The sequence below is a fragment of the Pseudomonas monteilii NBRC 103158 = DSM 14164 genome, from assembly GCF_000730605.1.
Taxonomy (GTDB): domain Bacteria; phylum Pseudomonadota; class Gammaproteobacteria; order Pseudomonadales; family Pseudomonadaceae; genus Aquipseudomonas; species Aquipseudomonas monteilii.
Window position 1 is genome coordinate 1 of sequence record NZ_BBIS01000056.1, and the last position, 14,072, is coordinate 14,072.

Annotated in this window: 14 protein-coding genes; 7 read left to right on the forward strand and 7 right to left on the reverse strand. The window is 60.3% G+C overall.

Going from position 1 to position 14,072, the window contains the following annotated elements:
* Nucleotides 1-56: 56 nt before the first annotated feature.
* Nucleotides 57-239, reverse strand: a complete 183-nt coding sequence (locus PM2_RS25060) for a hypothetical protein (RefSeq protein WP_016711139.1) — start codon at nt 237-239, stop codon at nt 57-59.
* 94 nt (nt 240-333) lie between these two features.
* Complete coding sequence (locus PM2_RS25065) at nt 334-678, reverse strand: hypothetical protein (protein ID WP_028699845.1); 345 nt, start codon at nt 676-678, stop codon at nt 334-336.
* A 161-nt stretch (nt 679-839) separates the two neighbouring features.
* On the opposite strand from PM2_RS25065, the gene PM2_RS25070 reads away from it, so the two are divergent.
* Nucleotides 840-1,661, forward strand: a complete 822-nt coding sequence (locus PM2_RS25070) for a shikimate 5-dehydrogenase (protein ID WP_016711137.1) — start codon at nt 840-842, stop codon at nt 1,659-1,661.
* Nucleotides 1,662-1,717: 56 nt separating this feature from the next.
* On the opposite strand, the gene PM2_RS25075 is transcribed toward PM2_RS25070, so the two are convergent.
* From PM2_RS25075 to PM2_RS25085, 3 genes are all read right to left on the reverse strand, one after another.
* Nucleotides 1,718-1,960, reverse strand: a complete 243-nt coding sequence (locus tag PM2_RS25075; protein WP_016711136.1) for a hypothetical protein — start codon at nt 1,958-1,960, stop codon at nt 1,718-1,720.
* 97 nt (nt 1,961-2,057) lie between these two features.
* A complete protein-coding gene (gene gloA, locus PM2_RS25080) occupies nt 2,058-2,585 on the reverse strand; it encodes a lactoylglutathione lyase (RefSeq protein WP_028699844.1) in 528 nt (175 codons plus the stop codon).
* Between the two features lie 225 nt (nt 2,586-2,810).
* Entirely contained in the window at nt 2,811-3,170 is a 360-nt protein-coding gene (locus PM2_RS25085; RefSeq protein ID WP_016711134.1) for a histone-like nucleoid-structuring protein, MvaT/MvaU family, read from the reverse strand.
* Between the two features lie 361 nt (nt 3,171-3,531).
* On the opposite strand from PM2_RS25085, the gene PM2_RS25090 reads away from it, so the two are divergent.
* Nucleotides 3,532-4,821, forward strand: coding sequence for an OprD family porin (locus PM2_RS25090; RefSeq protein ID WP_016711133.1), 1,290 nt, complete (start codon nt 3,532-3,534; stop codon nt 4,819-4,821).
* Nucleotides 4,822-4,863: 42 nt separating this feature from the next.
* Here the strand turns inward: PM2_RS25090 and PM2_RS29560 are convergent, their stop codons facing one another.
* Nucleotides 4,864-6,474 (reverse strand): metallophosphoesterase, encoded by a 1,611-nt coding sequence (locus PM2_RS29560; RefSeq protein ID WP_051564717.1) that lies wholly within the window; start codon nt 6,472-6,474, stop codon nt 4,864-4,866.
* Between the two features lie 134 nt (nt 6,475-6,608).
* On the opposite strand from PM2_RS29560, the gene cobF reads away from it, so the two are divergent.
* Nucleotides 6,609-7,361: a precorrin-6A synthase (deacetylating) gene (gene cobF, locus PM2_RS25100; protein WP_016711131.1), complete on the forward strand. Its 753-nt coding sequence runs from the start codon at nt 6,609-6,611 to the stop codon at nt 7,359-7,361.
* Between the two features lie 15 nt (nt 7,362-7,376).
* Here the strand turns inward: cobF and PM2_RS25105 are convergent, their stop codons facing one another.
* Entirely contained in the window at nt 7,377-7,727 is a 351-nt protein-coding gene (locus tag PM2_RS25105) for a response regulator (protein ID WP_016711130.1), read from the reverse strand.
* A gap of 247 nt (nt 7,728-7,974) precedes the next feature.
* On the opposite strand from PM2_RS25105, the gene PM2_RS25110 reads away from it, so the two are divergent.
* Genes PM2_RS25110 through PM2_RS25125 form a run of 4 tightly spaced genes read left to right on the forward strand, consistent with a single transcriptional unit; the run spans nt 7,975 to nt 14,040 of the window.
* Nucleotides 7,975-11,430 (forward strand): response regulator, encoded by a 3,456-nt coding sequence (locus PM2_RS25110; protein ID WP_028699843.1) that lies wholly within the window; start codon nt 7,975-7,977, stop codon nt 11,428-11,430.
* Nucleotides 11,427-12,248 carry a CheR family methyltransferase gene (locus PM2_RS25115; RefSeq protein WP_016711128.1) on the forward strand — a complete coding sequence of 274 codons (822 nt, stop codon included), beginning with the start codon at nt 11,427-11,429 and terminating at the stop codon, nt 12,246-12,248. The genes PM2_RS25110 and PM2_RS25115 overlap by 4 nt, the downstream gene beginning before the upstream one ends.
* A complete protein-coding gene (locus PM2_RS25120) occupies nt 12,245-12,820 on the forward strand; it encodes a chemotaxis protein CheB (RefSeq protein ID WP_016711127.1) in 576 nt (191 codons plus the stop codon). The genes PM2_RS25115 and PM2_RS25120 overlap by 4 nt, the downstream gene beginning before the upstream one ends.
* A complete protein-coding gene (locus PM2_RS25125; protein ID WP_016711126.1) occupies nt 12,814-14,040 on the forward strand; it encodes a hybrid sensor histidine kinase/response regulator in 1,227 nt (408 codons plus the stop codon). The genes PM2_RS25120 and PM2_RS25125 overlap by 7 nt, the downstream gene beginning before the upstream one ends.
* Nucleotides 14,041-14,072 lie beyond the last annotated feature (32 nt).

A 14,072-nucleotide genomic window follows, 5' to 3' on the forward strand; every position in this document is an offset into this window, starting at 1 on the left:
GCCCACCATCTTGGCGGGCCATAAGGGCGTAGGGAGCAACGCACAACACATTCGGGTCAGGCAACCAGGGTGCCGGGTTGCAACTGTTCAACCAGTGCCTGGGCCGAGGCCAGTGTCGGCATCGGGCCGCTCACGGCTTCACCGTTGCGTACCAGGTACCAGCAAGCCAGCAGGCCCTGCTCACGCAGTGAGGCGGGAACGGCGCTGCCGACGACGGACATGATATGGATAGTGGCCATGGGGACCTCCTGCAAGACATGGCCCTACCATACGCAGCAGCCGGGGCGGTTTGAAATCAACGTGCTCAATAGTGGTCATTAGTTCTATCAACCATTACCAGCGCGGCGGACCGTAATACGCCGGCGGCGGGCCGTAGTAGGTGCGGTAGCCCGGGGGCGGTGGTGCTGGGGCGTAGTACGGCTGGTAGTACACCGGCTGCGGTGGCGGTTGCACATAAACTGGCGGCGGCCCGTAGTAGACCGGCTGGCGTTCGACATACACGGTACGGTCACGTCCGCCATACACCATTGCCCCGACCACCGCGCCGACCACCGCCGCGCCCAGCAGTGGGCCCGGCCCATACCAACCGCCGCCGCCATGGCCGCCATGCGCAGCAGCAGGCCCGCTGACGGCCAAGGCACCGATCAGCAAGGCAATTCCGGGAATGAGACGGTTCATAACGCAACCTCGCAGGGAAGCCCCTCGTTCGGGGCCTTACTACTATGACTCCGGTCTCCGTCAGCTGAGCACAGGGAAACGGTAAAGGTTATGTAAGGGACGACCAGTGGTTGGCTCTGGTACGCTGAATAAACGTTTCAGTTATGACAAAGGAGCAGGTTATGTCGACAACTCCCAGCAGGGACACGGTATTGTGCATCTCCCTGGCCGGGCGCCCCGGCACCTTCGGCGTGCGTTTTCACAACCACCTGTACCAGCAGTTGGGCCTGGACTTCTATTACAAGGCCATGCGCACGGATGACCTGCCCGCGGCGGTGGCAGGTATCCGAGCGTTGGGTATCCGCGGTTGCGGTGTGTCGATGCCGTACAAGGAGGCCTGCATGGCCCTGGTCGACGAAATCGACCCGTCGGCTGCGGCCATTGAATCGGTGAATACCTTGGTCAACACCGATGGGCACCTGAAGGCCTACAACACCGACTACCTGGCTGTTCGTCAGTTACTGGCACAGCATCAGGTCGACCCGGGGACTGCCTTTGCCCTGCGCGGCAGTGGTGGCATGGCCAAGGCCGTGGCCAGTGCCTTGCGCGATGCCGGCTTTGCCGAGGGCATGATCGTTGCGCGCAACGAGCAAGCCGGGCGCCAGTTGGCGGATGCTTGTGGCTATCGCTGGGTACCGGACCTGGGAGACATCTGCCCGCCGATGCTGGTGAACGTGACGCCGATCGGGATGGCGGGAGGACCGGAGGCTGGAGAACTGGCATTTTCCGAGCTTGCCATTGCAGCGGCTGAGCGGGTGTTCGATGTGGTGGCGATGCCGGCGCAGACGCCGTTGATCCGTCGGGCGCAGGCGTTGGGCAAGCCGGTCATCACCGGCCTGGAGGTGATTGCGTTGCAGGCGCTGGAGCAGTTTGTGCTGTACACCGGGGTAAGGCCGACACGGGCGCAGGTGGATGCGGCAGTGGCGTACGCGCGGGATATCTAGTGGCTGCTGTGCCGGCCCTTGCGCAGCTAGAGGGCCGGTACAGGTTCAAGGCAGGGTCAGAACACCTTGTGCCCCTCATCCAGTTGCTGGTCAACCAAAGCCCGGCCGTGGGCCAGTGACACATGCTGCGCATTCTCAAGGTCCGAGAAAAACTTCATCGGCATCGACATGCGCCTGCTGGTGTGCCCGTCAGGGGTAGTGATCAGGCAGCCGGCGGCATAGGGCAGGGGGGAGTCGGGGTGCGGCATCACGCTGGCGGTGATGGTGTGCTTGCGGTATTCACAGTGAAGAGATTGCATCGTCCTTACCTCGCTGTGGCATGTGAAGCAGTTACCTTCATATACCACAGCAAGGGGCCGGGAGTTCCCGGCCCGACGAGCGCACGGCGATGAACGCTTAGCCTTTGAGCTCGGTTGGCTGGATCACTTCAACCCAGTAATCGTCCGGGTCTTTGACGAAGGCCAGGTGGTTCATGCGCCCGTCCTGCAGGCGTTTCTGGAACGGTACGTCCAGTGCTTCGAAGCGTGCACAGGCGGCGCGCACGTCCGGCACCGAAATGCAGATGTGGCCAAACCCGCGTGGGTCGGTGTTGCCGTTGTGGTAAGCAAACTCGGCATCGTTTTCGGTGCCGTGGTTGTGGGTCAGCTCCAGTACGCCAGGGATCGACTTCATCCACTGGTGGCGTGCGGCGTCATCGGCAGGGATCTGCGCCGGGTCTACCAGGGCCAGGAAGTACAGGCTGAAAGCGGCTTCGGGGAAGTCGCGCTTGTCTACCAGGCGAAAGCCCAGCACGCGGGTGTAGAAGTCCAGCGATTTCTCGATGTCCTTGACCCGCAGCATGGTGTGGTTGAAGACGAACTGGGCGGTGGCGGTGTCTGGCTGGGCGGTGACGCCAGGCAGGGTTTGCAGATCGTGCAGGCTCATGGGAACTCCTGAGACGGGGCCGGGCGCAGGGCGCCGGCAAAACGGACAGGCTGGCCATGATACGGCAGTGCGCCAATAGCGCAAATGAAAGCGCCCTGCACAAGGCAGGGCGCTGGAATTAGAGGCCCGCATGTGCGGGCGCGTGATGGGGTCGCTAGTCCTTTAGCTGTCTCGATACTGAGCCAGCCCTTGTGAAAAAAGTGTGAAGTACGCGTGGACGTTTCATCAGCGTACCCAGCTTTCTACCGTCGCGGCGCCGTACTGTTCTTTCCAGGCCTTGAGCCCGCGATGGTTGCCGCCTTTGGTCTCGATTCGCTCTCCGGTGTGCGGGTTTTGATACACCTTCACCACGCGAGGGCGGCGCTGTTGCTTGGGCGCGGCGCCGGATACCCGGGTCACGGCTTTCGGGTCGAGGATGGCGATGATATCGCGCAGGTTCTTGTCATAGCTTTTCATCAGGCCGACTAGTTTCTGCTCGAATTCGATTTCGCGTTTTAGGCCGGCATCCTTTTTCAACGCTTCCAGTTGCGCCATCTGTTCCTGGAGCGCTTTTTCGGCAGCACGAAACTCTGCAAGTCTGGACACTGTAATCACTCCTGTACGTCGGTCGTGGCAGGGCGTGACGAACATTGAAGAAGAATGAAAACGCCGGCCACGCGGGTGGGTTCTGCTGTTCGCTGATATCGAGTGTAGTCATTCATGGGTACTGGGTAAACTGCTAACTTTTTGTAAGTAAGTTGGGAACTTTCCTAGTTTTGCGTGCGTTATTTCGCCGGTTTTCCGTGGTGGCCTGCCGGGGCGCTTAGACCATGGTCCAATGGCCCGTTCCAGAGCCTTTACGCGATCATTTCAGATGATGGTCGGCTATTGTTCTGGCCTGTCGCAGTACCGTGGCCAACACGTGCCATAGGTTGTTAACCCGTTTTCATTCTGGATGTTTCCTCGCATGTTTGCCCCTTTCCCTCTCGCCCCCGGGCGCCGTGTTGCCGGCCTGTTCCTGTTGTGTACCGGCGTCAATGCCCAGGCCGCCGGTTTTCTGGAAGACAGCAGTGCGAAGCTTGAAGCGCGCAATGTCTATTTCAACCGGGATTTCCGTGACGGCCACAGCAGTTCCAGCCAGGGTGCGTCCAAGCGCGAAGAGTGGGCACAAGGCTTCATCCTCAATGTGCAGTCGGGTTATACCCAGGGCCCGGTAGGTTTTGGTGTGGATGCACTGGGTATGGTCGGCTTCAAACTGGATTCCAGCCCGGCCGACAGTAACAGTGGTTTGCTGCCGTCTTCCGGCCACGACCCACGGCACTCGGCCGACCAGTACGCGAAGATGGGCCTGGCGGCAAAGGTCAAGGTCTCCAACACCGTGCTCAAGTACGGTTCGATGATGCCGGATGTGCCGTTACTCAAGTACAACGATGGCCGCCTGCTGCCGACCATGTTCCATGGCGCCATGCTCACCTCTGAAGAACTGCACGATCTGAAGTTCACCCTGGCTCGCCTGGACAAATACACCGCTCGGGATTCCACCGACCGCCAGGACATTCGCGTGCACTGCAAGAACAAGCGCTATGCCTGCGATATCGAAGCCGACCACTTCGACTTGGCCGGTGTCGATTACCGTTTCAACGAGCGCTTCAGCGCCCAGTACCAGGTGGCCAAGCTGGAGAATATCTACCGCCAGCACTTCCTCGGCCTGGTGGCCAGCCAGCCGTTGGCAGTGGGTAGCCTGTCGGCCGACCTGCGGCTGATCAAGAGTGACGACATCGGCAATGCCCGCGCCGGGACAATCGACCACCGCGCTTTCAGTGGCATGCTCGGCTACAGCCTGGGTGGCCACAAGGTCAGTGCCGGCTGGCAACGCATGTATGGCGACAGCGCCATGCCGTACCTGGATGGCAGCAACCCGTACCTGGTCAACTACGCGCAGGTCAACGACTTCGCTGCCGCCCAGGAGCGTTCCTGGCAGGTGCGCTATGACTATGACTTCAAGGCGCTGGGTGTGCCCGGCCTGACCTTCTTCACCCGTTACATCAACGGCGACAATATCAAGGTGCCGGGCAGCACGGCCGAAGGCAAGGAATGGGAACGCGACACCGAGTTCAAGTACCAAGTGCAAAGTGGTACGTTCAAGGATGTCAGCGTACGGCTGCGTAATTCCACGTACCGCAGCAATTTCGAGAAGTGGGCACGGGACATGGACGAGACGCGGGTGATCGTAAGCTATACCTTCTCAATCTTCTGAGCGTTGCAGGGAGGCGCCCTGCGCAGGTTGCACTGGCCGCCTTCAATCCGTGCGATATTGGCAGCCAGATGTCCAGATATCCTTGCCGGCCAGTTGGGCCCTGCCACTGTGTCCCTCACTCGCACTCCAATAGAACACGTGGTAGGTCATCGCGAAGGGGTCTCGGCCATGATACTGGTAGTTAACGGTCTCCGTTGTGCTACGGCGATCGGCCCCCACGCTTCGCAGCACCCATAGCGGTTTACCGGGTTCGGTCGCCTCCACCTGAATGTAATAAGGCATTCGGAAGTTAGGAGACGGGTTTTTCCATTTCAGCCTCAGGGTACCCGCCTCTCCATCCATGTAGTCGGCGCACAAGTCAGTAGGGGCTTTTGCAAGCGCGGGTGTTGTGAATGTGCCTTTGTCTTCACGGGCGGGCGCCTGGCCTTCGGCCCGATAAATTTTGATCGTGTAGCGGTACTGCGTGTTTGGTCGCAGGTCATAGAGCACCGCGGCGTTGTTGGATATGTCGAAGCGCTTGAAGGGGAGGCCGTCGAGCGAGATATCCACAAATGGCAGCCGTGTGTCACGCGGCCTGTTGTTGTACATCAGAAGGCCGTTGATTGCATCGCCACCTGGTTGGGTGCTGAACTTGAACGTTGGAAGAGGCGGGAGCAGGTGCAATGGCGTGGTGTATGCCTTGGCGCTATCGGTGTCGTTGTTGGTTGCAACACGAACAACAAGGTTGTCCCGTCCTTCATCCAGCTCGGCTGTCAGGAATCCTCTTCGGAAGCTTGATCCCGCGTCATAGACAGGCGTGTCGCCAATAGCTGCCCTGCGCCCGGCATTATGAGTGTGACCATGGAATATACTCAGGACGCGGTATTGGTTGACCAGGTTGTAAAAGCGGTTGCGATCAGATTCAGAGCCAAGCGACGAGTCTGCAGGCGGGCGATGCAGATTGATAATAATATACTTGCCATTTTTGGTTGCGACCTCCATCTGCTGTTCAAGCCAGGCAAGTGAACCGGTAATGTCAAAATAGATCTTTTGGGGGAAAATCAAGCCGCCGTTACTTGAGAAGCTTTTTGTATAGTTGTAGTGGTTGTTGAGCTGGATGAACGTGATGCTGCCAATGGTCTTGCTGTAGCCGAAGCTACCCGTCCAGCGTGAATAATCCCGTTTGTCCTGTTTGGCTATATGGAATGAATCAACCTGCCACCCGGCTACCGCTGCCTCAAGGTGCTGTATGGAATCTCGCGCGCAGCCGTTGTTGGCGCAGTCATCGACATTGTTCTCATAGTCGTGGTTCCCCAAGCCCCAATAGGTGCCGGGCACCCGTGCCAGGTGTTCGAACATCTTGCGCCATTCGCGGCCATGGCCGAACTCGGTGACGTCGCCATTCAGGAAAACGGGAATATTGCCGCCAAATGAATTTCGCCATCGGTTGATCGCATTGTCCTGTTCTGTCATCAATCGGGCGGATTCTTTCGGCTGGTTGGCGGAGTCTGGCCCGCGGGGGTATTGCGTATCGGCGCGTATTACGAAGCGCTGAACTTCGTCTTGAGGGCTTGATGTGTTGAGCGCTGTCGGCGCCGCTAGTGCAGCGTGCGCGACCGTAGACAAGGCCGCCGCAATTAGCGTCGCCCGGACCGTGTGAGTGATGAGCATCATGACAGGGGTGTTCCTGATTTACATAAGGAACCCGAGCGTAAGGCTTTCGCTTTATTGAATGTACTAGCAGAGCTACCAGCTGTAGAGGCTCACGCTATCATGAAGGGCAGCTTGTTTATACAAGAGGTAGGCGCATGGTCGCCACAATACTGTTGATAGGCATCGGAGCAGGTGATCCGTGCCAGGTTACCTATGAAGCGGTCGAGGCGTTGCGCCGGGCCACGCACTTCTTCCTGCTGGACAAGGGCTTGGACAAGGACGAGCTGGTGCGGTTACGCAAGGTCATCCTTGAGCGGTACCGACCCGAAGGCGGCTATCGTTTGGTGCAGGTGGCGGACCCGAGACGTGAGAGCCAGGCTAAAGACTATGTGGGCGCCGTCCACGCCTGGCATCGCCAACGCGCTGCCCTTTATGCCCGGCTGATCGACGAAGAAATGAAACCTGGGGATATTGGCGCTTTCCTGTTATGGGGCGACCCCTGTCTATACGACAGCACCCTTCGGATCCTCGATCTGGTCCGCGAACGGGGGGTGGCGCTGCAGCTGCAGGTGATCCCCGGCATCAGCAGCGTTCAGGCATTGGCGGCACGCCATCAGATTCCGCTCAATCGCATCGGCGAGCCGCTCACCGTGCTGCCAGGGCGGCGCTTGGCCGGGCAGGGCCGTATCGACAATGTGGTGGTCATGCTCGATGGGCAGGGTGCGTTTGCCCAGCTCGATGACCCGGCGTTGATGATCTATTGGGGCGCCTACCTGGGGACGGAGGACGAAGTACTGATATCCGGACCGTTGCAGGTGGTGAAGGCGCGCATTATGGAGGTGCGCGAGCAGGAGAGGCGTCGCAAGGGGTGGATCATGGATACCTACCTCTTGCGCAGGGAAGTGTAGTTGGCGACTGCGATTTCAAGTGTTACCCAGAATAGCCACCACCTTGTCCCGCAACTGATCGATACTGAACGGCTTGCCGATCATGTGCATGCCCTCGGGCACATTGAGGCTGTCTGCATAACCACTGGCAAACAGCACAGGCAGCAGCGGCCGCAATTCGCGCGCTTTACCCGCCAGTGCTTCGCCACGCATGTCCGGCAAACCCACATCGGTCATCATCAGTGCCAGCGCCTGGCTCGGATCTTCGAGCACCCGCAGGGCGGCCGCGGCATCTTCTGCCTGGATCACTTCGTAGCCCAACTCTTCGAGCACTTCGACCATCAGCATACGTACGATGTCGTCGTCTTCGACTACCAGAAGGTGCATGTTTCAGGTCCTGTGCAATGAATGTCTTTAATCTGTGCTCCGGTCGGCACCAGAAGTTCCCGAGGATACCGATCCATGCAATCAGATGGAACGATTGGCGCACGCCACCTTCAAATACTGGCTAAATGCCCTGCCAGACCCGCCAAAGCTGGTTAGACTCGCTTAACAGGACGGTGCAGTGGCAGATAACGATAGCGGTAGATCCGCCACGCTTTTCAATGGACTTTTCTTGCTCGGGCCCTTTCACATGATGCAATCAGCCTCGATGGACCAACGAAGCTTTCGCAAGCTGTTGAGCCGTAACATCGCTCTTCCTCTGGGGGTTGGCCTGTTGGGCGCCGTGGCCTTTGTCGCGGTGATCAACTACCTGCTGTCTGCCATGCAGTGGGTCGAGCACACCGACCGGGTGATCGGCAATGCCAACGAGACGCTCAAGCTGTCGATCGACATGGAAACCGGCATGCGCGGCTTCCTGATCACCGGCGACGAGCGCTTCCTTGACCCCTATGAGGTGGCAAAACCACGTATTCTCGGCAGCTTGCAAAGCCTGCGCGGCCTGGTCGAGGACAACCCGCAGCAGGTCGACCGCATCGACCGGCTGGTTGCCCTGCAGCAAGCCTGGAACAATTTCGGCAGCGAGATGATCGCCCTGCGCCGCAGCCAGGGCGATTACCAGGCGTCGATCGGCAATGGCCGGGGCAAGCGCCTGACCGACGAGATCCGCAAGGAATTCGACGGCCTGATCGGCACCGAACAGCAGTTACGCATGGCCCGCAATGAGAAAGTCAGCAGCGTTACCGTCACTGCCATCTCGGTGTTCGTGCTGTTCATCGTCGGCCTCAGCGCTATGTTGGCCTATCTGGGCCGGCGTGACCTGCTGGCGTTGTCGGGCAGTTACGAAGAAAACTTCAAGGCCCAGCAGCGTGCGGCCGAGCGCCTGGAGCACCAGGCCTGGCTGCGCAATGGCCAGACCCGACTGGCCGAGCAGGTGCTGGGGCAACTGACCCTGTCCATGTTGGGTGACAACATCCTGCGCTTCTTTGCCGACTACCTGGAAAGTGTGGTGGGGGCGGTGTATGTACGCGATGAGCATGGCCGCCTGGTGCGCGTGGCCACCTATGGCCTGAGTGCAGAAGAGCAAGCCCGGGAGCAGGTAAAGGGCGATCACGACGGCCTGCTGGCTCAGGCCGTACGTGAAGGGCGCCTGCTGCATCTGGAAGACCTGCCGCAAGGGTATTACCAGCTGAGTTCCGGCCTGGGCAGTGGCCTGCCACGCAGCGCTGTGTTGCTGCCAGTCAGTGACGACGGGCAGATCAATGGCGTGCTGGAACTGGGCTTCCTGCGCCCATTGGACGACCGCGACGCCGAAATGCTGGAACGCATTGCCGGCAATCTCGGCATTTCCATCGAAAGTGCCCGCTACCGCCAACGCCTGCAGGAAGTGCTGGCCGAAACCCAGCAGTTGAACGAAGAGCTGCAAGTGCAGCAGGAAGAGCTGAAAACCGCCAACGAAGAGCTGGAAGAACAATCCCGTGTGCTCAAGGAGTCTCAGGCCCACCTTGAAACCCAGCAGGCGGAGCTGGAGCAGACCAACGAGCAGTTATCCGAACGCACAGAGGCGCTGGACCTGAAAAACGACGAGCTGATGCAGGCTCAGCACGAGCTGCAGGCGCGCGCTGACGAGCTGCAGCGCTCGAGCAAGTACAAGTCCGAGTTCCTGGCCAATATGTCCCACGAGCTGCGCACGCCGCTGAACAGCTCGCTGATTCTGGCCAAACTGCTGTCGGAAAACGCCGAAGGCAACTTGAGCGAAGAACAGGTCAAGTTCGCAGATTCGATCTATTCGGCCGGCAATGACCTGCTCAACCTGATCAACGACATTCTCGACATTGCCAAGGTCGAGGCCGGCAAACTCGAGGTGCGCCCTGAAAGTACCCAGGTGGAACGCCTGGTCGAAGGCCTGCGCGGCATGTTCGAACCGCTGGCCGGGCACAAGGGGTTGGCCTTCGAGGTAAACGCTGAACCGAATGTACCCGCCACCCTGTTCACCGACCGCCAGCGCCTGGAGCAGATCCTCAAGAACCTGCTGTCCAATGCCGTCAAGTTCACCGAGCGTGGCCAGGTCAGCCTGAACATCGGCTACCAGGCTGGCACTGGCATTGTCTTCGCTGTGCGCGATACCGGCATTGGCATTGCCGCCGACCAGCAGCAGGCCATTTTCGGTGCCTTCCATCAGGTCGACGGTACCAGCAACCGCCGTTACGGCGGCACTGGCCTGGGCCTGTCGATCTCGCTCGACCTGGCGCATTTGCTGGGCGGGCAGATCAGCGTTGACAGCAGCCCTGGCAAAGGCAGTGTGTTCAGCCTGATCCTGCCAGAGCACTACGAAAGTGTGGAGCCCCTCAGCCTGCGCCCGGCGGTCGACACCCTGCCGCCCGCCCCCCAGGTGCCGGTGGCGGCTGCGCCAAAACGCCCGCTGCCGGCGTTTGACGACGACCGTGAGCGCGCGCCGTTCGGCAACCGCTGCATCCTGGTGATCGAAGACGAACCCAACTTCGCCCGCATCCTCTTCGACCTGGCCCATGAACTGGGTTACAGCTGCCTGGTGGCGCAGGGCGCCGACGAAGGGTTCGAGCTGGCCGCCCAGTACATCCCCGATGCGATCCTTCTGGACATGCGCCTGCCCGACCATTCCGGCCTGACGGTGCTGCAGCGCCTAAAGGAGCAGGCCAGCACCCGGCACATTCCGGTGCACATCATTTCTGTCGAAGACCGGGTCGAGGCCGCCATGCATATGGGCGCTGTCGGCTACGCGGTCAAGCCCACCAGCCGTGACGAGCTGAAAGAAGTGTTCGCCCGCCTGGAGGCCAAGCTGACCCAGAAGCTCAAGCACATCCTGCTGGTGGAAGACGACGACCTGCAGCGCGAAAGCATTGCCCGCCTGATTGGTGACGACGACGTGGAAATCACTGCCGTGGCCATGGCCCAGGACGCCCTGGAACTGCTGCGCGAGAACATCTACGACTGCATGATCATCGACCTCAAGTTGCCCGACATGCTCGGTAACGAGCTGCTCAAGCGCATGACCGCCGAGGATATCCGTTCCTTCCCGCCGGTGATCGTGTATACCGGTCGCAACCTGACCCGCGAAGAAGAAGCCGACCTGCTCAAGTATTCGCGTTCGATCATCATCAAGGGCGCACGCTCGCCGGAGCGCCTGCTGGACGAAGTCACGCTGTTCCTGCACAAGGTGGAGTCGCAGTTGTCCAATGAACGCCAGCGCATGCTCAAGACCGCACGCAGCCGCGACAAGGTGTTCGAAGGCCGTAAGATACTGCTGGTGGACGATGATGTGCGTAACATCTTTGCCCTCACCAGTGCCTTGGAGCACAAGGGCGCGATTGTGGAAATCGGCCGCAACGGGCGTGAAGCCATCGAGCGCCTGGAGCAGGATGACGACATCGACCTGGTGCTGATGGACGTGATGATGCCGGAAATGGACGGCTTCGAAGCCACCCGTCTGATCCGCCAGCAACCGCGCTGGCGCAAGCTGCCGATCATCGCCGTGACCGCCAAGGCCATGAAGGATGACCAGCAGCGTTGCCTGCAGGCCGGGGCCAATGATTACCTGGCCAAACCGATCGACCTGGACCGCCTGTTCTCGCTGATCCGTGTATGGCTGCCGCAACTGGAGCGAATTTGACTAGCGAACGTAACACCGACATTGAGATCCGCTTGCTGATCGAGGCCATCTACCTCAAGTACAGCTACGATTTCCGCAACTATTCCGGCGCTTCGATCAAGCGCCGGATCCTGCACGCGCTGCGCCAGTTCGACTGCCTGACAGTGTCGGCGCTGCAGGAGCGTGTGCTGCACGACCCGGGCATGTTCATGCAGTTGCTGCAGTACCTGACGATCCCGGTCAGCGAAATGTTCCGCGACCCGGGGCACTGCCTGGCGCTGCGCAACGAAGTGGTGCCGCTGCTGCGCACCTGGCCTTCGATCAAAGTGTGGATTGCGGGTTGCAGCACGGGTGAGGAGGTGTACTCCATGGCCATCCTGCTGCGCGAGGAAGGCCTGTTGGAGCGCACCATCATCTATGCCACCGACATCAACCCGCATTCGCTGGACAAGGCCAAGCAGGGTATTTACTCGATGCAGAGCATGCGCGAGTACGCCGAAAACTATCGCATCGCGGGCGGGCGCAGGGACTTTTCCGAGTACTACACGTCGGCCTACGGCAACGCCATCATGGACAGCACCCTGCGCGACAACGTGACCTTCGCCGACCATAGCCTGGCCACCGACAGCGTGTTTTCCGAAACCCAGCTGGTGTCGTGCCGCAACGTACTCATCTATTTCAACAAGGAATTGCAAGACCGCGCCCTGGGCCTGTTCCATGAATCCCTGTGCCACCGCGGCTTCCTGGTGCTGGGCAGCAAGGAGTCGGTGGACTTTTCGGCCTACAGCGACCGGTTCGAGCCGCTGGTCAAGCCTGAACGGATCTACCGTAAATCATGAAGGGCGTACGCGCAGTGGTGATTGGCGCCTCGGCAGGCGGCGTGACGGCGTTGTTCACCGTGCTCGGCGCGTTGCCCGCCGGCTATGGCATCCCGGTGGTGTGCGTGCTGCACCTGCCGGATGACCGCCACAGTCAGTTGGCCGAGGTGATGCAACGGCGTTTGCAGCGCCCGGTGTGCGAGGCGCGCGACAAGCAGCCGCTGAAGCCCGGGCAGGTGTATGTAGCCGGGCCTGGCTACCACTTGTCGGTGGAACGCGACTTCACCCTGTCGCTGAGCCAGGAGCCACCGCGGCATTTTTCCCGGCCATCGATCGATTTTCTGTTCATGTCGGCGGCAGACGCCTACGGTGACGGCCTGCTTGGCGTGCTGCTTACCGGTGCCAATGAAGATGGCGCCGAAGGGCTGGCCTACATCAAGAACAGCGGGGGCCGGACCATCGTGCAGGACCCCCGTGACGCACAGGTTGCGCTGATGCCTGAGGCCGCCCTGGCCTTGCACCAGCCTGACCATATACTTTCTCTGAGTGGCATCGAGCAGTTGCTCGCCGCCCTGGAACCCAGCGCATGCTAAGCCACACCATCGCCAAACTGCTGATCGTCGACGATCTGCCGGAGAACCTGCTGGCCCTGGATGCCCTGATTCAGGGCGAAGACCGCGAGGTGCATCAGGCTCAGTCGGCAGAAGCCGCGTTGTCGCTGCTGCTCGAACACGAGTTCGCCCTGGCCATTCTCGATGTGCAAATGCCAGGCATGAACGGCTTCGAGCTGGCTGAGCTGATGCGTGGCACGGAAAAGACCCGCAACATTCCCATCGTCTTCGTAACCGCGGCCGGACGCGAGATGAACTATGCCTTCAAGGGCTACGAAAGCGGGGCGGTGGACTTCCTGCACAAGCCGCTCGACACCCTGGCGGTGAAGAGCAAGGTGTCGGTGTTCGTCGACTTGTACCGCCAGCGCAAGGTGCTCGACCGCCAGTTGCAGGCGCTGGAGCGCAGCCGCCAGGAGCAGGAACTGTTGTTGACCCAGTTGCAGACGGCGCGAGGCGAGCTGGAACATGCCGTGCGAATGCGTGATGACTTCATGTCGATCGTCGCCCACGAGGTTCGCACGCCGCTCAATGGGTTGATCCTGGAAACCCAGCTGCGCAAGATGCACCTGGCACGCGGCAACCTTGCCGCGTTCAGTGGCCAGAAGCTGCAGGCGATGGTCGAGCGCGATGAACGGCAGATCAACAGCCTGATCCGCCTGATCGAAGACATGCTCGATGTGTCGCGTATCCGCACCGGCAAGCTGTCGCTACGGCCCAAGGCCTTCGACTTGAGCCAGCTGGTAGGTGGCCTGGTGGAGAATTTCGCTGCCCAGGCCACTGCGTTGGACACGCGTATCGAGTTTCAACGGTGCGAACCGCTGCACGGTGAGTGGGACGAATTTCGCATTGAACAAGTGGTGGTCAACCTGTTGTCCAATGCCTTGCGATATGGTGAGCGCAAGCCGGTGCAGGTACGGGTGTTCGAACAGGACGGCCTGGCGTGCGTGCAAGTGCAGGACCAGGGTATCGGCATTGGTGCGGCCAACCAGCAGCGCATTTTCCAGCAGTTCGAGCGGGTGGCTACCCAGCAAGCCAGCGGCGGATTGGGCTTGGGGTTGTATATATCGGAACAGATCGTGCAGGCCCATGGCGGGTGCATCCGGGTCGACAGTGAAGAGGGCAAGGGTGCCACTTTTACCTTGCAACTGCCGCTGGCAACCTACCAACAACAAAACGACCAGGCGCGGGCAACCTCTGCATGAGCCTGCGGTCTGATGGCCAACTGTAAGCATTT